Consider the following 22771-nt stretch of genomic DNA (forward strand, 5'->3'; position numbering starts at 1 on the left):
GCTCCTTACAGGTGCAGGCCGCCAGCCATCAGGCTGACGGCGCGCAGGTCGCGGTACCAGCGCTCGGCCGGGTGTTCCTGGGTGAAGCCATGGCCGCCGAGCAGTTGCACCGCATCGGTGCCGATCTTCATCGCCTTCTCGGCGCAAAGCAGCTTCGCCAGGTAGGCCTCGCGGTGGAACCCCTGCCCGCGTTCGGCCAGCGCGCAGGCGCGCCAGACCATCAGGCGCATGGCGTCCAGCTCGACGGCGATGTCCGCGACCATGAAGGCCACGCCCTGGCGATGGCTGATCGGCTCGCCGAAGGCCTCGCGCTCGTTGCAGTAGGTGATCACGTAATCGAGTGCTGCCTGCCCCGTGCCCACGGCCAGCGCACACCAGGCCAGCGCGGTGTGATCGACGAAGGCCTGGAAGTCGAAGCGCTCCGCCGCCAGCCGCTGCTCGGCCGGCACCTTCACACCCTTGAAGCGAACCCGCGCAGTGCCGGTGGCCTTCAGGCCCATGGCCGGTTCGGCGCGCACTTCAACACCCTTGGCACGGGTATCGACGAGGAACAGCGCCGGTCCGTCGCCGGCATCCGCCGCAACGATCAATTTCTGCGCATCCACGCCGCGCACCACCAGGCACTTTTCGCCGGACAGCGTGTAGCTCGAACCGCGCTTGCGCGCCTTGGTCGACAGCCGCAGCGGATCGGCCAGCAGTTGCGGCTCGTTGACCGCAATGGCGATCAACGGCGCGGCCTCTTCGGCGACGAAAGCCGGCAACCAGCGTGCCTGTTGCTCCGGCGAGCCCCAACGGCGAATGCAGTTGGCTGCCGACAACGGAACCAGCAGCGCGGCGGCCAGGCTCAGGTCGCCACGGGCAAGGGATTCGGCGATCAACGCATTGGTCATCACGGTGCGCTCGCCGGCCATGCCGCCGTGCACTTCACTGACGCCATAGTGGGTCAGGCCCAGTTCCTGCGCCTGGGCCAGCAGCTCCAGGCTCAGGCCGGCCTTGGCGTCAGCCTCATGGGCAGCCGGGCGCAATACTTCGGCGGCGAAGCCTTCGAGCATCTCCACGAGCATCTGCTGCTCGTCGGACAGGGACAGGTCGAACAGCCCGTCCGGGTCGGCCTTGCGCGGCGTCTTGGGTTGCTTGGCGGCGCGCTCGCTGGCCAGCCGGAAGCCGGTGCGGCTGCCGCTGTAGAGCAGTCTTTCGAAGGGTTTGCGCAGCTTGAGTCGGTCCGGCCAGTCGGCCTGGGCGACACGGTTCAGCACGGCCAGGGCGCGGCCCTGCACGTCGGTGGTCATGGCATCTCGCTCCGCGGAGGGTGGATGCCCCGATCATGCGCTTCGACGGGCCGCAGGGACCATGACCGCTTTGCCGCCGTTCACTGGCAGAGCGGTCAGTGCATCGCCACAAACAAAAAGGGCGCTACCCGGTAGCGCCCTTTCTGGGGAGGAGAGGATCAGCCCTGGTGGCGAATCTTCTCCACGATGGCGGTGGTGGAGCTGTTTTCCACCAGGCCCAGCACGCGGACTTCGCCGCCGTAGGCCTTGACGATGTCGGCGCCGACCACCTGCTCGACACCGTAGTCGCCGCCCTTCACCAGCACGTCCGGGCGGACTTCGCTGAGCAGGCGCTCGGGGGTGTCTTCGGCGAAGCTGACGACCCAGTCCACCGCGCCGAGGCCGGCGAGTACGGCCATGCGGCGGTCGACGCTGTTGATCGGGCGGCCCGGGCCTTTCAGACGGGTCACCGAACCGTCGTCGTTGACCCCGACGATCAGGCGGTCGCCCTGGGCGCGCGCCTGCTCCAGATAGGTCACGTGGCCGGCGTGGAGGATGTCGAAGCAGCCGTTGGTGAAGACGATCTTCTCACCGTGGGCGCGGGCATCCTCGATGGCCAGCAGCAGCTGGTCGAGGCTCAGCACGCCACGCTCGGAGCCCTGCTCGCGCTGCACCGCGCGACGCAGCTCCGGGGCGCTGATGGCGGCGGTACCGAGCTTGCCGACGACGATGCCGGCGGCCAGGTTGGCCAGGGCCACGGCCTGCGGCAGGTCCTCACCGGCAGCGATGGCGCCAGCCAGGGTGGAAATCACGGTGTCGCCGGCGCCGGTGACGTCGAACACTTCGCGGGCACGGGCCGGCAGGTGCAGGGCGCTGTGGCCGGGACGCAGCAGGGTCATGCCGTGTTCGCCTCGGGTGACCAGCAGCGCGCCGAGCTCCAGCTCGGTCATCAACTGCTGGCCCTTCGCAACGAGGTCGGCTTCGTCGGTGCAACGGCCGACGATGGCCTCGAATTCGGAGAGGTTCGGGGTGATCAGGCTGGCGCCCCGGTAGATGGCGAAGTCCTTGCCCTTGGGATCGGCCAGCACCGGGATGCCGCGTTTGCGCGCGGCCTGGATCAGCGCCTGGTGGTTCTTCAGCGCTCCCTTGCCGTAGTCGGAGAGCACCAGCACTCGGACCTGGTCCAACAGCGCCTCGACGTCGGCAGACAAGGCCACGGCGTCGGTACGGAAAGCTTCCTCGAAGTCCACGCGCAGCAGCTGCTGGTGGCGGCTCATGACCCGCAGCTTGACGATGGTCGGCTGGCCGGCGATGCGCTGGAAGCGGGTGGTCACACCCACTGCCTGCAGGCTATCGCTCAGGCTGTCGGCGGCCTCGTCGACGCCAGTGACGCCAACCAGGAAGGCCGGAGCGCCGAGGGCGGCAAGGTTCAACGCGACGTTGGCGGCGCCACCGGGGCGGTCCTCATGCTGCTCGACCCGCACCACGGGCACCGGCGCCTCGGGCGAGATGCGCGAGGTCGCGCCGTGCCAGTAGCGGTCGAGCATCACGTCGCCGACGACTAGAACGGGGGCCTGATCGAATCGGGGCATGGTCAATTTCATGGGAACTCCGCAGGTCGAAATCGCTGCGGATAATACCATAGCCGCCCGCTGCGACTTGCGCCGGGCAGCAGGCGGTCAGCGTATGAGTTACGGCAGTTTGCGAACCCAGAACAGCTCGTGGCGGCGCACCGCCTTGCGGAAGAACTCGTCGTCGCCAGTGGCCGGCCATTGGCGCCCGGCCAGCACGCGCTGGATCAGCCGGCGCAGGCGCTTCTTGCCAGTCAGCGGGGTCTGCAGGTCGTGCTGCAGGGCCAAGGCCTGAGCCTTGTCGATGCGGGTCGCAGCGTCCAGCGTCGGGCTCCACAGTGGGTCGGCCGGCAACGGTTCGATACACGGTGGCAGGGCGATGCCCCCGTCCGCCGGCCCCATCGGCCAGCGGTCGTTGTCGTGCAGGTGGTTGGCGTAGAGCAGCAGGGTCTGTGGCTTCCAGCTGCTGCGCCCAATGGCCTCCAGCGTCGCGCGCGTAGCCTGGACGTGGTCGGCGTGGGGATCCAGCTCCGGATGGGCGGTGAGGATGACCTCCGGGCGGACGTGTTCGATCAGCGCGGTGAGGTCGGCCACCAGGTTGAGCCAGGTCGGTGCGCCGTCACTGTCGCCCGGCAGCGCGAAGGGATTGAAGCCTCGCACGCTGCGGATGTCGATTTCGCCGGACTCCTTCGAGCCGAATGCCTGACTGGGCTCGGCGGCCATGGACGGTAGTTGCAGGCAGTAGTAGCCCAGTTGCACACAGCGCTCGACTGGCACGCCGCCCCAGAGCGGCGCGGCAATGCTGTCCCAGGTGCGCAGGCGGCCCTTCAGGCGCGCCGCAGCGGCCTTGTCCAGACCCAGGCGCTGGTAGTGCTCGGCCTCGATCTCACCCTGGGTCAGGGTGACGATCCAGGCCTCCGGGCAACGGCTGTACTGGCCAAAGGCGGCCAGCTCGGCGTCGTCGGCGTGGGGCGCGATAACCAGCAGGCGCTGCTTGGCGTAGTCGGGATTGTGGAAGGCATGCAGCACGCCTTGCTGCGCCAGCCGGCAATGGCGGCTACGGATGCGCAGATGCCCGGAGCGCAGCGCTTCGCCCTGGCCGGAGAGATTGATGTAGCGCTTGCCGCTGACACCGCGCTCGAAGTCCTGACGGTCGTTCTCGACGCCCTCGACCAGCACCTGCGGGTCGAGCCAGCGACCGAGCAGCGACGCCTTGACGTCGATCTCCAATACCAGCGTTTCCTCGTTCTCCGGCAACGCACCGGTGGCGACGTGCAGGCCGTGCGGGCCGAGGGACGCCGGCAGGGCGATGGAGCCCTCGGGGAAGTCGTAGCGGTAGTCGTCACGCGGCGAATAGAAGAGGTGATCGGCGAACCAGGCCTCATGGGCGACCCAGCCGAGCACCACGGCCAGCGGCACACTCCACCAGGGCGCAAGGATACCCAGCAGGATCAGCGCCAGCAGGGCGACGAGCAGGACCGCGCGCTTCTTGCGACGGTGCTGTTTGAGCAGGTGCTGCTTGCGGGCGCTCATGGCGACTCTCCATCAAGCCCGCTATCGCGGGCGGGGCGTCAGACCTGGAACACCGGCACGCGGTGGCACCAGCGGTCCTTGTACTCGCGGTCGGCGCGACCGAAGGAATAGCGCAGCGGTTTGCCCAGCGCCTCGGCCTCGGCCCAGGCCTCCTGGGTATTGACGAAACTGAGCACGCTGCCGGGGCTGAACTCGCGGTTCTCCGGAGCCACGCCGCCATTGATGTATTCGACGCTGACCCATTTCGGCGCTTCGACCCGATAGAGAATCTGGATCGCCACCGGCTCGCCGTCCAGGCGCACCAGCGAACCGCGCATGAATTCGCGCATCAGGCCGAACACCTCGGCCAGCCGTGCCTTGCCTGGCACCTCGAATTCCCAGCGGCGCTGGAACAGGTCGGCATAGATGCTCGCCTGTTCCTCAGGGCTCAGCTCGCTCATGGGCTGCAGTACCCCGCCCGCCTCTTCCAGCAGGCGCTGCTCACGGCGCTGGTTGTAGCGGAATTTCTTCGAGAAGTCGGCCGGGGCGCGGTTCATCGCCAGTTGCTCGGGCTGCTCGCGGGCGTCGCTGACCTGCTCGCGGTTGAGCTCGGAGAGGTAGCGCACCTGATGACGCAGCTCGATGCGCGCGCCCTCGGCGATGGGCAGGATGATCTCGGCATTGCCCAGGTCGAACAGCGCCTTCTTGCCCTCGCGCTTGAGCACGTCCTTGGACAGCGCCAGGTTGCGTCCCCAGGTCGGCACGGCGGCGAGCAGTTCATCGCCTTCGAACCAGCCCAGGTAGCGCACCGGAATGCCGGCCAGATGGGCGAGACGCTCGACCACCTCCGGGTGGGTGGCGACGCTGCCGCCGAAGCGCTGCCAGGCGGTGGCATAGTCGGCCGACGCGATGGGCGTCCAGCCGCGTTCGCGGAAGACTCGCAGGCGATTCAGCATGAACGGCAATTCCCCACTGCCGTCATACCGGTTGCTCGACCGCTGCTTCTTCGGTCCCGTCGACCGGATCGTCCGCGAACTGGCGAGCATGCAGGCGAGCGTAGTAGCCGTTCTGCGCGATCAGTTCGTCGTGGGAGCCGCGCTCGACGATATGGCCCTGGTCCATCACCAGGATCAAGTCCGCCGCCTCGATGGTGCTCAGGCGGTGGGCGATGACCAGCGTGGTGCGACCTTCCATGACCTTCTCGAGGGCAGCCTGGATATGCCGCTCGGATTCGGTGTCCAGCGCCGAGGTAGCCTCGTCGAGGATCAGCACCGGGGCATCCTTGAGCAGTGCGCGTGCAATCGCCAGGCGCTGGCGCTGGCCGCCGGAAAGCATCACGCCGTTCTCGCCGACTTCGGTCTCGAAGCCTGCGGGCAGGCGGTCGATGAACTCGCGAGCGAAGGCATCATCGGCGGCCTTTTCCACCGCTTCGCGCGGTCGGCTGGCGAGGTCGCCGTAGGCGATGTTGTTGAGCACGCTGTCGTTGAACAGGTTGACCTGCTGGGTCACCAGCGCGATATGCCGGCGCAGGTTGCTCAGCTTGTAGTCTTCGACGTCGGTGCCATCGAGCAGGATCTGCCCGTCGCTGTGGTCGTAGAAGCGCGGGATCAGGTTGGCCAGGGTCGACTTGCCGCTGCCGGAACGGCCGACCAGCGCCACCATCTGGCCCGGCTCGACGCTGAAGTTCAGGTCGTTGAGGACCTTCTTCTCGGTGCCCGGGTAGGTGAAGCTGAGGTTCTTCACTTCGAGGCGGCCCTGCACACGGTCACGCTCGATGGTGCCGTTGTCCACCTCAGGCGGCTCGTCGAGCTGCTCGAAGATGCTCTCCGCGCCGGCCACGCCCTTCTGGATGGTCGAGCTGACTTCGGACAGCTGGCGGATCGGCTTGGGCAGCAGGCCGGCCATGGAGATATAGGCCACCAGGTCGCCGACGGTGGCATCGCCACGCAGCAACAGTACGAGGTACAGCAGTACCGCCATGGCGCTGTAGATCACCAGCTGCAGCATCGGCGTGTAGATCGCCGAGGTCTTGTTCATGCGCAGGTTCTTGCTGGTGTTCTCGTTGGTCACGTGGCGGAAGCGTTCGCGCTCGTAGGGCTCGCCGCCGAAGCTGCGGACCACGCGGTAACCCTGGATGGTCTCGGAGGACACATGGGTCACGTCGCCCATGGCCACCTGGATCTTCTTGCTCTGCTTGCGGAACTTGCGGCTGGCGCTGGTCACCATCAAGGCGATGACGGGCAGGATCGCCAGCATCACCAGGGTCAGCTTCCAGTTCATGTAGAGCAGGGAGAGGAACAGGAAGACCACGGTCATGCCTTCGCGGATCACCACCTTGATCGCGTCGGTGGCGGCGCCGGTGACCATGGTCACGTTGAAGGTGATGCGCGAGATCAGGTGCCCGGAATTGTTGCTGTCGAAGTAGCGGTTGGGCAAGGTCAGCAGGTTGTTGAACAGCGCGATGCGCAAGTCCTGCACCAGCCCCAGGGAAACCTTGGCGATGAAGTAGTTGCCGAGGAAGGACCCCACGCCTTGCCAGACAGCGATCAGCACCACCAGCAGCGGTACCGCATAGAGCAGCGAGAGGTCTCGCAACCAAGCCCAGGGCGCATTGGGGAACAGCTTGGCGTCCGGGTGGGCCAGGCCGTCGACGAAATACTTGAGGATGCCCGCCAGCATTGGCTGGGTCGCGGCGAAGATCAGGAAGCCGATGATGCTGAGCATGAACATGCCGATGTACGGACGCACATAGGACAGCAGTCGGAAGTAGATCTTCAGGCTCGAAGGAGCCTGGGGTTCTTTACCGGACATGTAGGAATCGCACGCTTAAAAGGTCGGCGATTATAACACAGCGCTCTCGTTTGCCCGGCGGCTGGGCTACTATAGCCGGCTATCGATTCAGGGACCCGTTATGCAAGACCTCGCCCTCTCCGCCTACGAAGCGCTGCGCGCCGGCGCCCAGGTGCTGGAAGCCGACAAGCATGGCGACAAGGTCCTGCGCCTGGCCGATGGCAACTTCCTGAAACTGTTCCGGCGCAAGCGGCTGATCTCCTCGGCAGCGCTCTATCCCTATGCGCAGCGCTTTGCCGACAACACCCAGATGCTGCAGCGGCTGGCGGTGCCCTGCCCGCAGATCATCGCGGTGTACCGCATTGCCGATATCGCCCGCGACGCGGTGCACTACCAGCCCCTGCCGGGCGACACGTTGCGCCAGGTGATCGAAGCGGGCGAGGCGGACACGCAACTGGCAGCGCAACTGGGCGAGCTGATCGCCGAACTGCATGATCAGGGCGTGTACTTCCGCTCGCTGCACCTGGGTAACGTGGTGAAGACCCCCGAAGGCACCCTGGGCCTGATCGATCTGGCGGACATGAAGAAACAGCGCCGGGCGCTGTCGCGCCAGCAGCGCAAGCGCAACTTCGCGCACATGCTGCGCTATACCCAGGATCGCCAGTGGCTGCTGGCCGGCAATGCCGACAGCTTGTCCGCGGCCTACCTCGCCCGCAGCCGAGTGCGCTGGTCGCTGCCCGAACTCCGGCAGTTCCTCAGTTCGGCTCCATAACCGCTGGTCGCACCTGAGGCCAGCGCTCCAGGCTCAGCCCCAGCAGGATCACCACCCAGGGCATCAGCCACATGGCACGCGTGCGCTCCCACAGGCTGAACACGTCGAACTGCATGGCAACGCTGGAGAACACCCACAGCAGCATCACCGACAGGCCCAGCGCCCGGGAGCGGCTGCGCCAGGCGTTGTAGCCGATCGCCCCCCATAGCGCCAGGAACGCCAGCAGAGCCGGCACACCGTACTGGATCGCAGTATGTACGGGGAAATTGTGCGCCCCGTTCTGGTACACGGAGCTCCCGCTGGTCACCGAATAATCGGCCCCCAGCCCAACCCCGAACCAGAAATGCTGCTGGATCTGCGGCCAGGCATTGCGCAGCAACTCGAAGCGCTCGGCATCTCCGCGCTCCATCAGACCCGGCTCGACGATAACCAGTGCCGCCCCACCCACCAACAGGAGCAAAGGCAGCAGCTTGGCTATCCGCCCTGGCACCAGGCTCAAGCTGAAGATGGCCGTGACCATCAGCGCCAGCAATGCCCCGCGACTTCCGCAGAGCACCACGTAGACAAGCGATGCGGCCAGCAGCAGCACCCAGGGCAACTGCGACCAGCCGCGGCGCGGCAGCAACGGCACGCATAACACCGTGACGAAGGCGATCGAGTAGGCCGCCGCATTGGGGTTGTCGAGGAAGCCGCCAAACCCGTTCAGGCGCCCCATTCCGAAAGCTGGGGCAAACAGCAGTGCCGCCACGCTGTAGAAACCGACCACGAGCGCCAGCGATAGCATCGTCAGGCGCAGCCGGCGCTCGTCCGCGCGGGCCCAGAGCACCCAACCGAAGATGAACAGCATGAACAGCGAAACACTCTTGAGTTGCCCCAGCGGCTTCCCCGATGTCGACCAGAGCAGCGAGAGGACCGCCCAACCGAACAGCGCCAGGAGCACCCACATCTCCCGGTGAGCCCGCAGCAAGTGGCCAAGCTCTTCGCGGCGAGCGATGCACAACCACAGCGATGGCACGTAGACGAACAACGCAACCATCTGGAAGTAGAATTTCATGCTGGGCGTCAGCATCACGCCCGCGATGGTCCACAGTACGCCGATACCCAGCATTGCCTCGGCTATCCGGCTTCCCCGGCGCTGTGTCACGCCAGTGGGGGTTACAGCGGGGCACCAGGCCCTCCAGGCCGGAGCAATCACATCTTTCATCAGCAAACGTCTTATTCCCGCCCGAACTTGAACAGCAAATGGCGAACCCGCCGCAGGGTAATACGATTCCAGCGCCACGGCGGAAGCTGCAGCAACAGCGACCAGGCGTAGCCCTTGTCGTTGACCACGGACTGCTTGAGCGCCTTGTTGAGGATACAGGTCATACCAGAGCCGTACGCCGGGTGATCACGATAAGGAGCGACCGCCATCCGATCATAATGCAGCTGGTTCTTGTAGGCCGTACGCGACAGGTTGCCCTCGTGGCGGCGGTAGCCGCTGACCACCTCCGGGAGGACTTCGACCCGGTAGCCCAGGTGTGCGATCTTCAGGCTCATCTGGAAGTCCTGGATGCGGATCTGCGGATCATAACCGCCTGCCCGATCCATGGCCTCGCGCCGGTACATGGCCACGGTCGCACCAATAGCGATGGCCTGCCCCAGCAGTTCGTCGAAGCTGTACTGGCGCACGGCATTGCCGGGACCGCCTTTCAGGTGCTTGCCGTCGGCATCGATGTAGACAGCGCGCCCGCCCAGGCAACCGACCTCGGGATGCTCACTCAGGTAGCTCGCCTGCAGGCTCAGGCGCCCCGGCATCATGATGTCGTCGGAGTCCGGCGTCGCCACCAGCTCACCCCGCGCATGGCCCAACGCCGTGTTGAGCGCGGCACTGACACCCTGGTTGGCCTGACGGTAGAACTGGAAGCCATGCTGCTGCTGAAGTGCCTGAATCTTCTCGGCACTGCGGTCACTGGACCCGTCATCCACCACGATCAGCTCGAAGTTGGGGTAATCCTGCCCGAGGATGCTCAGCAGCGTTTCTTCGATATAACGTTCACGGTTATAGCAAGGCACCAACACGGAAATCAGCGGATATTCCACAGACACCTCAATAACCGGCAGGAAATGGCCACAGGTCAGATCCCCAACGCCCGGCGCCAGCGCTCCAGCATACCGGGACGCGGACGCTCGCGCAGCGGGGCAGCCATGGCCTGGACGATGCGGGCGCCGATCTGGCTGAAGCCGAAGCCCTCCACCGCCAGCGCCCGTCCGGCTTCGGCAATCCGGCTCGCCTGCTGCGGGTCTTCGCGCAGCACCTGCAGCTTGCTGCGCAGCTGCGCTACATCTTGGTATAGCACCACGTTATGCATGTCCTGCAACCCCAGCGCGCGGTTCTCCGCCTCCCCCTGGTCATACGCCAGCAGCACGCAACCACAGGCCATGGCCTCGAAGTTCTTGATCATGTACTCGCCCATGCCAACGTCCGCGCTGACGAAGAAGCGGATGCGATTGAGCGTGTTCAGGTAGTCCTCGCCCGAGTTGGTCTTGGTCACCAGCAGGTTTTCCACCTGCCCCAGCTCATCCAGCAACGCCTTGCGACCGCTGTAGGCAACACTGCCGGTGCTGCCGACGAAGGCCAGTTCGATATCCCGCTCCCGCCCCAGGTCATGCAACAGGTTCTGGTCGTAGCCCTTGGGCACGAAGACCGCATCGAAGCCTTCCCGGCGCAGGCGCTCGCTGACCATGAAGCCCGAGCTGATTACCCTGGCCCAGGGCAGGCGGCGGTAGTGCGCACTGAACTTGCCGGTGTACTTGCAGGGAATGTAGTTCTGGTAGGCGTCGTGCTCGAGGATGACCAGGTTGGGCACGCTGCGGATGAAGGAGGCCTGGCGGATTTCCTTCTTGAAGCGCAGGAAGAACAGGATACGGTCGTACTTCGATACGTCCACGTGATCGCGGAAATACCGGCGCAGGTTGGCCTGCTCATCGCTGCTGAGCCAGCGCAGGTCGCAGTCGCAATGTTCGGCGATGCCGTCATACAGACGGTCGAGAATGGCGCGTTGTTCTTTCTGGACCAGGAACAGAACTTTCAAGACTCACCTTTACATCCCAGAGTGCGGGCAATCGAATTAACGTGCATCCTGGGCCGGATACGGCAATCGCCCAGCTTCCATGCGCCCCGCCCGTCACCCTCCGCAAGGAAATCGGCGACAAGGACAATGCGCCGCGAAGATTAGGGGACGCTGAACAGCCCGGTCAAGGCGATGGCCGTCTCAGGATATAGCAGGCAGGATCTGGCTTTGACGGACGTTATAGAAGGTGCAACCCGCGGGGAGGTCCTTGTTGACGAAAGACATCGCCCCAATGGTGACACCACTGCCAATCTCGAGTTCATCGGCGATGATGCAGCTGTGCGCGCCGAGGCTCACATTGTCACCGATCACCAGCGAGTAGCGCGACAAGCCCAACGTCTTGATGCCCACCGTGGAGTTCTGCCGAATGAAGAAATTCCTGCCGATCGTCGCGTAGCCAGTGATGACCACTCCCGGCAGGTGGGCAATCCGGAAACCGGGGCCGATCTGCGCGGCAACGCTGATGTCTACGGCATAGCGACGGTTCAACTTGCGCTGCATGCGCAACGCGTAACGACGTCGCATTCCGCCTTTGGCGTAAAGGAACTGAGCCAGGCGAAACTGCAGCAGGTAGCGGAGCACGTTGCTCTTGTAGGCCCGCTTCACGATGTTGCTGAACAGGCCGATGCGGCTACCAGGTTTCTTCTTGTTCGAGACTTCGCACTTCCAGCACTCGATCAGTTGCTGCAGATCCATCACGACCTCGCTCGCAGGTGTTTGCCATCCGCTGCTGCCACTTCTGCTTCGAGCAATGCATCCAGCTGGGTGGTTTCTATTTTCGGAACAACGCTGGCCGGCAATCGGCTGAGCGGCGACAGATTGAAAAGCCGCAGTGGATACCGGGGCGAAACCTGTTCGGCGACGATCCGGAAGCTGGGCAGGATGTAATCCTCGAAGTCCTCGTCGAGGCTGCTGGGCAGGGCGGCCGCCCCTGTTTCGTAGAAGCGCCCGATAGCCTTGTTCAGGTCCATCCCGATGAGGAACACCTGGCTGAAGCCCAGGTGGCAAGCCAGCTGTGTCGCGGCGTAGGGAATGGTACGCCCCCCGAAGTAGCCCTTGCTCATGTTGCGGCTGAAGCCGATCCGATTGGTCTTCCTGCGCAGCAGGGAGAACCCGCAGATCAGGTCAGGATCACGGCGGATGGACCAGGCATAGGAGCGATCCGAGAGCACGGCCATGCCATGGCGACGGTTGACCCGCTCCAGCAGCAGAACACCGGACCTCTGCGGCAGCAGTGTTGGGTCATGGCGATGCAGCTCCTGGAGGCAGCTCAGGCTCATCGCCAGGTGCGTGGCACTACGCGCGCCGAGGCAGGCAAGGTCGGGGCGATCGCGCACGAATCCGGGGTCGTCACAGATATAGAAGAACGGCGTGATCTTCTGGTCAGCGCAGCGAACGATGGAACCATTCATCGCAATGACCGGCCAGTCCGCATAGCGCGACAGCGGGAACTCTCCGGCGGAAGGCCCGGATGCAAGCAGGAAAACACTCCCCTCGTATCGCCCAAGGCACTCCTCGAACTCGGTAATGAGAATCTGCACACGCCCATCGCCGAGCCAGCGTCGACCACCTTCCAGTTTGAGTTCCAGCATCTGCAATCGCGCGCTCGTCAATGAATCGCCAAAGGGCGCACCCAGCGTCCAGGCCAGTATAAATGGAGGGTGCCCGCCAGTCCGTCAGCGGGCCGGCGCGAGCAGCGCCTTCACCAGCGGCAGACTCCAGAACTCCCGGCGCACAGCCTCATCGCTGAAGCGCGTCTGCAGACGTTGCTCCATCTGCTGCGCACACATCACCCGCTGCTCGCGGTCCAGTACCGACAGATGACGCAGACCTTCGGCCAGTGCCGCATCGTCGCCCAGCGGGAACAGGATACCCAACCCCTCGACGATTTCCCCCGCGCCACCACCGGAAGTCGAGATCAGCGGCACGCCGGCCACCATCGCTTCCAGCAGAACCATGCCGAAAGGCTCGTGGTCGGAGGTCAGGGCGAACACGTCGAAGGCCTTGAAGTAGCGCTTGGCGTCCGGGACCTGGCCGAGGAACAGCACGCGGTCGGCGATGCCCAGCTCGCGCGCGAGGTCCTTGAGGTCCTCCTCCAGACGCCCTTTGCCGAGGATCGCCAGCAGGCTGTTGTGCGGCAGGCGCGGCAGTGCGCGAGCGAAGCCACGCAGCAGGGTGGCCTGGTCCTTGTCCGGATGCAGGCGGCCGACGTTGCCGACCACCCAGGCATTGTCCGCCAGCCCCAGGTGTTGGCGAGCGGGATAGCGCTCGACCTGTTGTGCCTGCAGCGCGTCGACGTCGACCCGGTTGTACAGCGTCTCGATGCGTTCCTGCGGCCAGGCCGGCAGACAGGCGCGGATTTCGTCGCGCACCGCATTGGAAACACCCAGCAAGCTCAGGCGTTCGGCGAAGAAGCGCGCGAACAGCTTGCGCCCCAGGCGCTGGAAATCACCGAAACCGTGGTGCACACCGATGATCGGCAGCTTGGTGCCGAGCATGGCAATCCAGGTTGGCTTGAAACGGTGCGCGATGCAGAACCGGAAATCGCGGGATCGGGCGATCTCGCGCAGGTCGCGGATTGCCTTGAGCTTCAGCCCGCGGATATCCCGCGAGCTGTAGTCGAGGAAGAGCACCTCGTCGCTGGCGCAACCGGCCACTACTTCCGGATCGGGCGCACCGGTAAGGAACACCGTGGTGACCCGATAGCCGGTACCGGCGAACAGGCTGGCGTACTGACGGGCACAGTCGAGGAACGGCCCGTCATAGCCGTGGCAGAACTGCAGTACGCGCGGTTCAGCCGAGCGAGTCATAGGGCTCCGCGCCGTCCTTGACCACGAGGATGTCCTGCATGATCAGGTACTGCAGGTCCGAGCCGTAGAACATGTTCAGGGCGTCGGTCGGCGAGCAGACCATCGGCTCGCCACGGCGGTTCAGCGAGGTGTTGAGCGCCACGCCGTTGCCGGTGAGCCGCTCCAGCTCCTTCATCATGTCGTAGTAGCGTGGGTTGAACTCGCGCTTGAGTACCTGGGCGCGGGAGGTGCCATCTTCATGGACGACTTCCGGCACACGGGTCTTCCACTCTTCGTTGACCTCGAAGGTGAAGGTCATGAAGGGCGCCGGGTGGTCGATCTTGAACATCTGCGGGCCGACGGTATCGAGCATCGACGGGCAGAAGGGCCTCCAGCGCTCGCGGAACTTGATCTGCGCGTTGATGCGGTCAGCCACGCCGGGGACGCTCGGGCAGCCGATGATCGAGCGGCCGCCGAGGGCGCGCGGACCGAACTCCAGGCGGCCCTGGAACCAGGCCACCGGGTTGCCGTCCACCAGCACCTTGGCGATCAGTTCGGACAGGTTGTCGATCTTGCGCCAGGTCGGTTTCGCCTCGTGGCGGGCGCAGGCGGCGATGACGTCTTCGTTGCTGTATTCCGGGCCGAGGTAGACGTGCTCCATCTTCTCGACCGGTACGCCACGCTCCCAGGAAACGTAGGCCGCCGCGCCAACCGCGGTGCCGGCGTCGCTAGCCGCGGGCTGCACGTACAGCTCCTTGACCTCGGGACGGGCGATGATCTTCTGGTTGAGCTTGACGTTCAGTGCGCAGCCGCCCGCAAAGGCAATCTTGCCGGTCTCGCGAATGATGTCGCCCAGGTAGTAATCCATCATCTCCAGCGCCAGCTTCTCGAACAGCGCCTGGATGCTGGCGGCGTAGTGAATGTACGGATCGTCGGCGATATCGCCTTCACGCTTCGGACCGAGCCACTCGATCAGCTTGGGCGAGAAATAGTAGCCCTTGCCCTTTTCCTTGTAGCGACGGAAGCCGATGACGTTGGCGTAGTCGGTGTTGATCACCAGCTCGCCATTTTCGAATTTGGCCAGACGGGAAAAGTCGTACTTGCTGGCATCGCCGTAGGGCGCCATGCCCATGACCTTGAACTCGCCGTCGAGCATGTCGAAGCCGAGGTACTCGGTCAGCGCACCGTACAGGCCGCCCAGGGAGTCCGGATCGTAGAACTCCTTGATCTTGTGGATCTTGCCGTTCTCGCCGTAGCCGAAGAAGGTGGTGGCGTACTCGCCCTTGCCGTCGATCCCGAGGATCGCCGTCTTCTCCTTGAAGCCCGAGCAGTGGTAGGCACTGGAAGCGTGGGCCAGGTGGTGCTCGACCGGCTGGATCTTGGTCTTCTTCAGGTCGAAGCCCAGCTGCTGCAGGCACCACTGGATACGTTTGTAGTAGCGATGGTAGCGGCGGTTGCCGAGCAGGATGGCGTCCAGCGCGCGGTCCGGCGCGTAGGCGTAGCGCTTGGCATAGTGCCAGCGGGCCTTGTCGAAGATGCTGATGGGGGCGAAGGGAATGGCCACCACGTCAACGTCCGACGGCTTGATCCCGGCCTGCTCCAGGCAGAACTTGGCCGACTCGTAGGGCATGCGGTTCTTCGCGTGCTTGTCGCGGACGAAGCGCTCTTCTTCGACGGCCGCGACCAGCTTGCCGTCGATGTACAGGGCGGCGGAAGGGTCATGGCTTACGGCGCCGGACAGGCCGAGGATGGTCAATGCCACAGGGTCTAGCCTCTTTCATCTGGGCGGGTGCCAGGCACCCGCGGTAAACGTTCGTCGAGCAGCCGGTGCAGTGCGCTGCCCTCTGGCCAGTTGCGCAGGAAACGCGCACGGTCGCGGGCATAGGCGCGGGCGAAGCTCGCTTCTCGCGAGTGGCGCTGCATGGCATCGAGGTCGATCAACGACCACTGCCCACCTTCGCCCTGCTCCTGCCAGAACAGGTTGTGCCCTTTCAGGTCGCCGTGGCTGATGCGCTCGCGCACCAGCGCCGCGAACAGTCTGTCCAGGGCCACAAGATCCGATTCCGGCGGCAGGCCGCCCCCCTCCGGATGGTCCAGGTAGGGTTTGAAACGGGCGATTATATCCTGACCCGCCAGGTAATCGGTAATCAGGAAGGCCGGGCCCCGCAGCCACAGCCAGCGCCGCTCGATCACCGCCAGCGGCTTGGGTGTGGCGATGCCGAGGAAGTCCAGGCGGTTGCCCTCGCGCCAGGAGGCCCAGGCGCGACTGGGGCGCCAGAAGCGCTTGAACCAGTGCAACAGGTTCTTGATGTTGTAGCGCTTGACCACCAGAGGCCGGCCATTGAGCTCCACGCGGGCAACGGTCGCCGCGCCGCCGGTCTTGTAGATGTGTCCGCGATTTATGTAGGAATCCGGATCGGACAGCAGCGGCTGCAAGCTCTCCTCTTCTTCGCGGCGTACCGCGCGCAGGCCAAATGGCCCCCTGAACACGCTGAACAGGCTGCAGTCGCGGGCGATCTTCTTCATCAGGTCGCCGACGCGCCAGCGTCGAACCCTGGCGATTTCCTTCTGCAGCGCTTCCAACGGCAGCGCGTGCTCGCCATTGGCCAACAGATAATGAATCAGCAGCTCTTCCAGATACGGATCGAGGCTCGCCGGCAGCTGGGCGAAGAATACCCCGAGGTTTTCCAGCACGTGCTTGCGCGACAGCGGCTGCCCCGGAGTTTCCGCGCGGATGCCGGCGCCGTCGATCAGGTACAGCTTGCCGGCGTGGCGCAGCAGGTTGTCCAGGTGCAGGTCTTCCTGCCACAGGCCCTTGAGGTGCAGCTGGGCGATGGCGGTCAGGGCTTCGGCGATAACGGCGGTCTGACCGTCGGACAGCAGCGGCTCGCCTTCCACGGCGCGCCAGGCGTCCCAGAGACTTTCGGAATTTTCGAGGAACTCGAAGAGCAGCCAGCCGCCTTCGCCGTCCTTCAGGCCGTCAGCCAGCAGCTGCGGCGTGGTCAGGCCCTGCTCGGCAAGTAGGCGCACGCCTTCACGCTCACGCTGGAAGTGCCGCGCAGCCTTGCCGCCGACCAGCAGCTTGGCCAGTACCGACCGGCCGCGCCAATTGGCCGCACCGACGTAGCGCTGGCCGGGCAGGACGCGCAGCAGGCGGTCCAGCCGCAGTTCGGCCGGGCCGGCACCGTCTTCCAGCTCGATGCGCAGGGGTAGCGCCGGAGCGCGGCCGGCATCGCGCAGGGCAGACAGCCTCATGCGCGGTTTTCCTTCTTCTTGCGGCGCGCACCCAGGCGACGGTACCAGTCGTCCACTTCAGGGCCGGTGGACGAGGTGCCCAGGTAGGCCGCCAGCAGGTTGCGCACGTCGGTCTCGTTCCAGTCCGGCGCACGGCGCAGCAGAGGCTCGAGGTCGCGCACGCGGTCGCGCTGGCCAAACCACAGCGGGCGGGTCTTTTCCAGGTCGATCAGAGTCGCCTCGAAGGCGTCGTCGGTTTCGCGCAGGAAGATGTGCTTGGGGTAGAAGCAGCCGTGCATCTGCCCGGCCTCGTGCAGGCGACGAGCGAGCATGCCGCAGGCGCGCAGGATGGCCTGGCGACGTTCGGCAGGCAGGTTCGACCAGCCCTGCAGCAGGCTGTCGAGGTCGCGCCAGCCGTCCAGGGCGCGGGTCATCAGGATCGCCCGGCGCTCGCCGCCGACCTGCCGCGCGCCGAAGAACGCTGCTTGCATCGACGGAATGCCAAGCTGGTGATAGCGCTGGATATTGCGGAACTCGCGGCTGAAGGTCGGCTCGCCGAGCGGACGCTTCAGGCTGCGGGTCAGGTGGTTGCTCTGGCGCTTGAGGTAGTAGGCGGTGCCGTCCAGCTCCAGGCGATAAACGCTGCTCCAGCCGCCACGCTCGGTGTTGGGCTCGTCAACGGCTTCCAGCTGAAGAGCCCAGAGCGCATCGAAATCGGCCAGGGCGTTGCTTTCCAGCAGGGCCTGGTCGCCCTCGGCAATGAAATCCTTCACTCGCGTCCCTCGAAGAAATGGACGATCTGTCGGACACGTTTCTTGTCCGACGCGTTCAGTCGCTCGCGGCGCCGGTACAGCAGGTAGAACTGCAGGCGCTGCGTGTAGGAAAGGTGGTACTTGGCGACCTTGTCGAGGGTGGCCAGGTCCTTGGTGATGCGGTAACGCAGCATGAAGCTGATCCAGAAGTCGCCGATCGGGCAGTCGATGAAGTACACCGTACCCTCCCCGTCCACCAGGATGTTGCGCCACTTCAGGTCGTTGTGGGTGAAGTGGTGGTCATGCATGGTCCGGGTGTAGCCGGCCAGCTGACGCATGACGTGCTCGACCCAGGCGCGATCCTTCAGGCGCGGATCGTTCTGCTTGGCCAGGGCATGCAGGTCCTCGGTGCCAACCAGCTCGCGGGTGATGATCGCGCCACGGGAGAAGCCGCCGTTGACGCGTTCCAGGCCATAGGCCACGACCTGTGCAGTCGGTATGCCCCACTTGGCGAACTGTTTGAGGTTCTGCCACTCGGCCTTCACCCGTGGGCGCGGCAGATAACGGCGGAAACCCTTGCCCGGCTTGCGGTAACGCTTGACGTAATAGCGCACGCCGTCGCGTTCGATGCGCACGACGTCGGACATCGCATCCTTGGTGATGCGCTCGCCTTCGAGGGCAAACACGGCATCCAGGCTGCCGAAATCGGCGGCGAGATGCTGGTAGTCGGCTTCGAGTACCCAGCCGGCCATCAGAGCAGGTCTCCGTAACGTTGTTTGCGGTCGTAGAGCTTGGCCGCCTTGCGTTCCATCCACGCCAGCAGCGCAGCTTCCTCGCGGAGGATGTCACGCAGCGGACGCTGGAAGTAACCGCGCAGGAAGCGCAATTTGTCACGGCGCGTAAGGCCGATGTCCAGCGCGGAGAAGTACAGCGCCGCCAGGTCCTTGTCGCGCCAACGGCGTGGGGTAGCAGTGCGGGTCTGAGCGCGGTGCAGGTCGATCACCGACAAGCGCAGGTCATTGGCGCTGATCGGGCGGTCGGTGTGCAGCAGGAAGTGGCAGATATAGCAGTCGCGGTGGTTCACCCCGGCGCGATGCATGGTGCCGACCATCTTCGCCACTTCGGCGATCAGCGCGCGCTTCAGGCGTGGCTCGGGCGGCGTCTGCAGCCAGTCCAGCGAGAGGACCTCCAGGTCGGTGGTCGGCGCCAACTCCTCGGTGATGATGAAGGAGTGCTGCGCGGCCGGATTGCCGCCACGTTCGCCGTAGGCCACCGAGGTCATGGTCGCCACGCCGGCCTGGTGCAAGCGTTCCAGGGCGCGCTGTTCCTGGCCCGCACCCAGCACCGGGAGCTTGGCACTGAACAGGTTCTTGACGATCTCGCCCCAGCCGATGCCGCGGTGGATCTTCACGAAATAACCGCGCCCTTGGACTTCGGTGCGCAGCGTGCGGCGGCCTTCCAGCTCGCGATAGACCTTGCCCTGCAGGCGTTCGACTTCGGCGAACGGGTCCTTGCCGGCCCAGAGGGTCTTGAAGGGCTCGTGCAGTTCGAGCTTCATGCGCGCTCCCGCAGGATCAGATCGGCGGCGTGCTGCGGCATGCTGTAGAGATCGGCGCTGTCGGCGAAGGCCAGGCCATTGCGCGACCAGTCGGCGCGCGTCACGTCATCTTCCAGCATGTCCTTGAGCATGGCGTTCAGGCGCTCCTGCTCGAAGGGCGACGGCACCACGCGCCCGGCTTTCGCCTCGTCGATGTAATGGGCGTAGCCGCAGACGTCGGTGACCAGCACCGGCAGGCCCGCGACCAGCGCTTCCAGCAGCACGGTGCCGGTGTTTTCGTTGTAAGCCGGATGAATCAGCAGGTCGGCGCCGAGCAGGAAGCGCGGAATATCGCTGCGCCCCTTGAGGATCTGCACGTTGTCCGACAGCCCCAGCGCCTTCACCTGCAGCAGGAACGGCTTGGGATCGTCCTGGCCGATGGCAATCAGCCGGGTGCGCTTGCGCAGCGAGCGCGGCAGGGCGGCCAGCGCCTTGAGACTGCGGTCCAGGCCCTTGGTCTTGAAACCGGAGCCGATCTGCACCAGCAGCAGGTCGTCGTCACCCAGCTTGAACTCGCGGCGGAAATCGGCGCGGATCTCGGCGGCGTTGGCCGGCGCGCGACGGTCCTGGGCGATGCCCGGCGGCAACAGATGGAAGCGTGCCTCGGGGGTGCGGTAATGCTTGATGAACAGCGGCTGCTGGACTTCGGAGATCATCAGGATCTCGGTCTTGGACTCCGGCGCAAACACCGCACGCTCATAATCGGCGAAGTGCTTGTAGCGGCCCCAGCGACGGTAGAAGGAATTGCGCAAGGTCTGCGCCTTGTCCTCGAAGCAACCGTCGGCGGCGTAGTAGACGTCCAGACCGGGCATCTTGTTGAAACCGATCACCCGGTCCACCGGCGAACGCGCGAGGTCCGCCGCCAGCCAGGCGCTGAATTTCTCGTTGCGGCGGTGGTTGAACAGCGACTTCACCGGCGCCACCCGCACGTCGAAGCCAGGCGGCACTTCGCCCTCCCAGATCGGCGTGTAGACGCGGATGGAGTGGCCGCGCTGCTGGCACTCCAGGGCAATGCGCATGAAATCGCGCTGCAGCCCGCCGAACGGGAAGTATTTGTAGAGAACGAAAGCCAGGGTCATCGAAGCGTCTCCGGGGCCAGCAGCAGTGCCTCCAGCTGGGTGGCCACACGCAGGGGATTCAGGCGCGTGAAGCACAGAGGCTGTTCATGCCGCAGGTCGAACTGGCGCTTGTCTTCGGCCGTCGGCTGGTAGGTGCAGGTCTTCTGCAGGCACGGCGCACACGAGGGCCAGTCACTGGCCAGGTGCACCTGCGAGCGCCCGTAGGCACCCGTAAGACCGGGATTGGTCGGACCGAACAGCGATAGCGTCGGCACGTCCAGGGCGGCTGCCAGGTGTCCGAGTCCGGTGTCGACCGCCACGCAGGCGGAAGCGCCGGCCAGGACCTTGGCCATGCCTGCGAGGCTTAATTTGGGGAGCACCGAGGCATTTTCCAAGCCTTCGGCAAGCCGTTCGGCGCGTTGCCGCTCGGCTTCGTTGCCCCAAGGCAGGCGAACCTGCCAGCCGCGCTCGCCCATACGCTGGGCCAACTCGCGCCAGTAAACCTCGGGCCAGTGCTTGGTCACCCAGGTGGTGCCGTGCAGGAAGACCAGGTAGGGCTCGGTTTCCACCGAATCCAGCAGGCGATTGCGGTCCAGGCCGTAGTCACCGGTGTCAGCGGGCAGCGGGTAGTCCAGCGCCTGGGCGAACAGCTGACGCACGCGCTCGACGGCGTGCTGGCCCCAGGCGACCGGGTAGGTCCGGTTATAGAAGCGGCTGGCGGCCGGCTCGCGGGCCGACGCCTTGTCCAGCCCGGCGATCGGCGTGCGGCGGCGCGCATAGCGGGTCAGCCAGGCACTCTTGAGCAGGCCTTGGGCATCGATCACCAGGTCGTAGTCGACCTCCTTCAGGCGGCGCTTGAAGCGACTCCACTCACCGCTCTTGAGGGTCTGCCAGAGATTCTTGCGCCAGCGTCGGATCGCCACCGGGATCACCTGGGCCACGGCCGGGTGCCAGGCAGGAATCTCGGCGAAGCCCTCTTCCACCACCCAGTCGAACTGGATGCCGGGAATGGCGCGGGCAGCGTCGGTCAGTGCTGGCAGGGTATGGATGACATCGCCCAGGGACGAGGTCTTGATCAGCAGGACCCTCATTCGGCGCTTTCCACATCCACCGGGTCAGCGACCAGTCGGTCCAGCGCTTCGATCACCGGGCGCGGCTTCAGCTCGCGCAGGCAGTTGTAGTGGCCGAAGCGGCACACGCGATCGAAGCAGGGGCTGCATTCCAGGCCGAGGCGGACGATTTCCACGGCATCGGCCAACGGCGGGGTGAACTGCGGCGAAGTGGAGCCGTAAACCGCCACCAGCGGGCGGTTCAGCGCGGCGGCCACGTGCATCAGGCCGGAATCGTTGGTGACCACGGCGCCTGCGCAGGACATCAGGTCGATGGCCTCGGACAGCGCGGTCTCGCCGGCGAGGTTCACCGATTCTTCGCGCAGCCCGGGAATCAGGCGCATGCGAATGTCTTCGCCGCCGGGGTGGTCGTTCTTCGAGCCGAAGATCCACACCTGCCAGCCGGAGCGGATCTTCACCTCGGCGACCTTGGCGTAGTACTCCGCCGGCCAGCGCTTGGCCTCGCCGAACTCGGCGCCGGGGCACAGCGCCAGCACCGGGCGATCCAGGCTCAGGCCGAACTTGGCCAGCGCGGCCTCGCGGCTCTGTGGGTCGATGGCCAGGCGCGGCTGTGGATAAGGTTGCGGCAGCTCGGCGCCCGGCGCGAAAGCCAGCGCCATGAAGCGCTCGATCATCAGTGGGTAGCGTTCTTTATCCAGCACACGGATGTCATTGAGCAGGCCGTAGCGCATCTCGCCCTTCCAGCCGGTGCGCTTGGGGATGCCGGCGAAATACGGCACCAGCGCCGACTTGAGCGAGTTGGGCAGGAGGATCGCCTGGTCGTACTGGCCCTTGAGGGTCTTGCCGATGCGCCGGCGCGAGGCGATGTCCAGCACGCCATGGCCGAGCGGGAAGCTCAGGGCCTGGCGCACTTCGGGCATGCGCTCGAGGATCGGCCGGCTCCAGTCGGGCGCCAGCACGTCGATCACGCAGTCCGGATGCTGCTGCTTCAGACACTGGAAGAGTGTCTGCGCCATCACCATGTCGCCCACCCAGGAGGGGCCTACGATCAGAATTCTCATGCCTTTTCCAGAAACGACCGGGGAGGCTCTCGCCTCCCCGTACTCCATTCATCCAGCCGTGCGGTGCTTGCCCTCACGGTCAGGTGCCGAGCATCGAATGCCGGCAGTCTAGCCCAGCGCACCTTGCGGCCGGGCGGATTTCGTCACTCCCTGTGACCTGGCGCAATGGCATCACGCGCCCAAC

The 22771-nt window shown here is 65.3% G+C and carries 20 protein-coding genes; 1 reads left to right on the top strand and 19 read right to left on the bottom strand.

Features of this window, described 5'->3' with window-relative positions:
• Positions 1 to 5 precede the first annotated feature (5 nt).
• The 5 genes from ACKI1H_RS01810 to msbA form a co-directional block, all read right to left on the bottom strand.
• Positions 6 to 1289, bottom strand: a complete 1284-nt coding sequence (locus ACKI1H_RS01810) for an acyl-CoA dehydrogenase family protein (protein WP_440467499.1) — start codon at positions 1287 to 1289, stop codon at positions 6 to 8.
• A 158-nt stretch (positions 1290 to 1447) separates the two neighbouring features.
• The gene (gene hldE, locus ACKI1H_RS01815; protein ID WP_138524056.1) at positions 1448 to 2872 is read right to left on the bottom strand and encodes a bifunctional D-glycero-beta-D-manno-heptose-7-phosphate kinase/D-glycero-beta-D-manno-heptose 1-phosphate adenylyltransferase HldE; all 1425 of its coding nucleotides are present in this window, start codon (positions 2870 to 2872) and stop codon (positions 1448 to 1450) included.
• 87 nt (positions 2873 to 2959) lie between these two features.
• A complete protein-coding gene (locus ACKI1H_RS01820) occupies positions 2960 to 4372 on the bottom strand; it encodes a PIG-L deacetylase family protein (protein WP_440467500.1) in 1413 nt (470 codons plus the stop codon).
• Positions 4373 to 4410: 38 nt separating this feature from the next.
• Entirely contained in the window at positions 4411 to 5307 is an 897-nt protein-coding gene (locus ACKI1H_RS01825) for a GNAT family N-acetyltransferase (RefSeq protein WP_440467501.1), read from the bottom strand.
• A gap of 22 nt (positions 5308 to 5329) precedes the next feature.
• Entirely contained in the window at positions 5330 to 7162 is a 1833-nt protein-coding gene (gene msbA / locus ACKI1H_RS01830; protein ID WP_138524050.1) for a lipid A export permease/ATP-binding protein MsbA, read from the bottom strand.
• Positions 7163 to 7262: 100 nt separating this feature from the next.
• On the opposite strand from msbA, the gene ACKI1H_RS01835 reads away from it, so the two are divergent.
• A complete protein-coding gene (locus tag ACKI1H_RS01835) occupies positions 7263 to 7913 on the top strand; it encodes a lipopolysaccharide kinase InaA family protein (RefSeq protein ID WP_440467502.1) in 651 nt (216 codons plus the stop codon).
• Here the strand turns inward: ACKI1H_RS01835 and ACKI1H_RS01840 are convergent.
• The 14 genes from ACKI1H_RS01840 to waaF all read right to left on the bottom strand — a co-directional run bounded on the left by ACKI1H_RS01840 (position 7897) and on the right by waaF (position 22587).
• On the bottom strand, positions 7897 to 9021 hold the full coding sequence (locus ACKI1H_RS01840; RefSeq protein ID WP_440467503.1) for an O-antigen ligase family protein: 1125 nt from the start codon (positions 9019 to 9021) through the stop codon (positions 7897 to 7899). The genes ACKI1H_RS01835 and ACKI1H_RS01840 overlap by 17 nt on opposite strands.
• A 107-nt stretch (positions 9022 to 9128) precedes the next feature.
• Positions 9129 to 9995 carry a glycosyltransferase family 2 protein gene (locus ACKI1H_RS01845; protein ID WP_440467504.1) on the bottom strand — a complete coding sequence of 289 codons (867 nt, stop codon included), beginning with the start codon at positions 9993 to 9995 and terminating at the stop codon, positions 9129 to 9131.
• Between the two features lie 35 nt (positions 9996 to 10030).
• On the bottom strand, positions 10031 to 10987 hold the full coding sequence (locus ACKI1H_RS01850) for a glycosyltransferase family protein (RefSeq protein WP_440467505.1): 957 nt from the start codon (positions 10985 to 10987) through the stop codon (positions 10031 to 10033).
• Positions 10988 to 11167: 180 nt separating this feature from the next.
• The gene (locus ACKI1H_RS01855) at positions 11168 to 11722 is read right to left on the bottom strand and encodes a serine acetyltransferase (protein WP_440467506.1); all 555 of its coding nucleotides are present in this window, start codon (positions 11720 to 11722) and stop codon (positions 11168 to 11170) included.
• Positions 11722 to 12618 (bottom strand): lipopolysaccharide core biosynthesis protein, encoded by an 897-nt coding sequence (locus tag ACKI1H_RS01860; protein WP_440467507.1) that lies wholly within the window; start codon positions 12616 to 12618, stop codon positions 11722 to 11724. Before ACKI1H_RS01860 ends, ACKI1H_RS01855 begins: the two co-directional genes overlap by 1 nt.
• A gap of 84 nt (positions 12619 to 12702) precedes the next feature.
• The gene (locus tag ACKI1H_RS01865; RefSeq protein ID WP_138524038.1) at positions 12703 to 13836 is read right to left on the bottom strand and encodes a glycosyltransferase; all 1134 of its coding nucleotides are present in this window, start codon (positions 13834 to 13836) and stop codon (positions 12703 to 12705) included.
• Entirely contained in the window at positions 13820 to 15577 is a 1758-nt protein-coding gene (locus ACKI1H_RS01870) for a carbamoyltransferase family protein (RefSeq protein ID WP_138524036.1), read from the bottom strand. The genes ACKI1H_RS01865 and ACKI1H_RS01870 overlap by 17 nt, the downstream gene beginning before the upstream one ends.
• 5 nt (positions 15578 to 15582) lie before the next feature.
• A complete protein-coding gene (locus ACKI1H_RS01875; RefSeq protein ID WP_440467508.1) occupies positions 15583 to 17070 on the bottom strand; it encodes a lipopolysaccharide kinase InaA family protein in 1488 nt (495 codons plus the stop codon).
• Positions 17067 to 17822 (bottom strand): lipopolysaccharide kinase InaA family protein, encoded by a 756-nt coding sequence (locus ACKI1H_RS01880; RefSeq protein ID WP_440467509.1) that lies wholly within the window; start codon positions 17820 to 17822, stop codon positions 17067 to 17069. Before ACKI1H_RS01880 ends, ACKI1H_RS01875 begins: the two co-directional genes overlap by 4 nt.
• A complete protein-coding gene (locus ACKI1H_RS01885) occupies positions 17819 to 18553 on the bottom strand; it encodes a lipopolysaccharide kinase InaA family protein (protein WP_440467510.1) in 735 nt (244 codons plus the stop codon). Before ACKI1H_RS01885 ends, ACKI1H_RS01880 begins: the two co-directional genes overlap by 4 nt.
• Positions 18553 to 19359: a lipopolysaccharide core heptose(I) kinase RfaP gene (gene rfaP, locus ACKI1H_RS01890; protein WP_440467511.1), complete on the bottom strand. Its 807-nt coding sequence runs from the start codon at positions 19357 to 19359 to the stop codon at positions 18553 to 18555. Before rfaP ends, ACKI1H_RS01885 begins: the two co-directional genes overlap by 1 nt.
• The gene (locus ACKI1H_RS01895) at positions 19356 to 20477 is read right to left on the bottom strand and encodes a glycosyltransferase family 4 protein (RefSeq protein WP_440467512.1); all 1122 of its coding nucleotides are present in this window, start codon (positions 20475 to 20477) and stop codon (positions 19356 to 19358) included. Before ACKI1H_RS01895 ends, rfaP begins: the two co-directional genes overlap by 4 nt.
• Positions 20474 to 21547 carry a lipopolysaccharide heptosyltransferase I gene (gene waaC / locus ACKI1H_RS01900; RefSeq protein WP_440467513.1) on the bottom strand — a complete coding sequence of 358 codons (1074 nt, stop codon included), beginning with the start codon at positions 21545 to 21547 and terminating at the stop codon, positions 20474 to 20476. Before waaC ends, ACKI1H_RS01895 begins: the two co-directional genes overlap by 4 nt.
• Entirely contained in the window at positions 21544 to 22587 is a 1044-nt protein-coding gene (gene waaF, locus ACKI1H_RS01905) for a lipopolysaccharide heptosyltransferase II (protein ID WP_440467514.1), read from the bottom strand. Before waaF ends, waaC begins: the two co-directional genes overlap by 4 nt.
• Between the last annotated feature and the right edge of the window lie 184 nt (positions 22588 to 22771).

This window comes from Pseudomonas sp. YH-1 (assembly GCF_051990045.1).
Classification (GTDB): Bacteria; Pseudomonadota; Gammaproteobacteria; order Pseudomonadales; family Pseudomonadaceae; genus Pseudomonas; species Pseudomonas nicosulfuronedens.

Bases quoted from the DNA above. Each gene is read 5' to 3' on its own strand.
- ACKI1H_RS01810 (WP_440467499.1), bottom strand. From the start codon at position 1,289: ATGACCACCGACGTGCAGGGCCGCGCCCTGGCCGTGCTGAACCGTGTC.
- hldE (WP_138524056.1), bottom strand. From the start codon at position 2,872: ATGAAATTGACCATGCCCCGATTCGATCAGGCCCCCGTTCTAGTCGTC.
- ACKI1H_RS01820 (WP_440467500.1), bottom strand. From the start codon at position 4,372: ATGAGCGCCCGCAAGCAGCACCTGCTCAAACAGCACCGTCGCAAGAAG.
- ACKI1H_RS01825 (WP_440467501.1), bottom strand. From the start codon at position 5,307: ATGCTGAATCGCCTGCGAGTCTTCCGCGAACGCGGCTGGACGCCCATC.
- msbA (WP_138524050.1), bottom strand. From the start codon at position 7,162: ATGTCCGGTAAAGAACCCCAGGCTCCTTCGAGCCTGAAGATCTACTTC.
- ACKI1H_RS01835 (WP_440467502.1), top strand. From the start codon at position 7,263: ATGCAAGACCTCGCCCTCTCCGCCTACGAAGCGCTGCGCGCCGGCGCC.
- ACKI1H_RS01840 (WP_440467503.1), bottom strand. From the start codon at position 9,021: ATGCTGGGTATCGGCGTACTGTGGACCATCGCGGGCGTGATGCTGACG.
- ACKI1H_RS01855 (WP_440467506.1), bottom strand. From the start codon at position 11,722: ATGGATCTGCAGCAACTGATCGAGTGCTGGAAGTGCGAAGTCTCGAAC.
- ACKI1H_RS01860 (WP_440467507.1), bottom strand. From the start codon at position 12,618: ATGCTGGAACTCAAACTGGAAGGTGGTCGACGCTGGCTCGGCGATGGG.
- ACKI1H_RS01865 (WP_138524038.1), bottom strand. From the start codon at position 13,836: ATGACTCGCTCGGCTGAACCGCGCGTACTGCAGTTCTGCCACGGCTAT.
- ACKI1H_RS01875 (WP_440467508.1), bottom strand. From the start codon at position 17,070: ATGAGGCTGTCTGCCCTGCGCGATGCCGGCCGCGCTCCGGCGCTACCC.
- ACKI1H_RS01885 (WP_440467510.1), bottom strand. From the start codon at position 18,553: ATGGCCGGCTGGGTACTCGAAGCCGACTACCAGCATCTCGCCGCCGAT.
- rfaP (WP_440467511.1), bottom strand. From the start codon at position 19,359: ATGAAGCTCGAACTGCACGAGCCCTTCAAGACCCTCTGGGCCGGCAAG.
- ACKI1H_RS01895 (WP_440467512.1), bottom strand. From the start codon at position 20,477: ATGACCCTGGCTTTCGTTCTCTACAAATACTTCCCGTTCGGCGGGCTG.
- waaC (WP_440467513.1), bottom strand. From the start codon at position 21,547: ATGAGGGTCCTGCTGATCAAGACCTCGTCCCTGGGCGATGTCATCCAT.
- waaF (WP_440467514.1), bottom strand. From the start codon at position 22,587: ATGAGAATTCTGATCGTAGGCCCCTCCTGGGTGGGCGACATGGTGATG.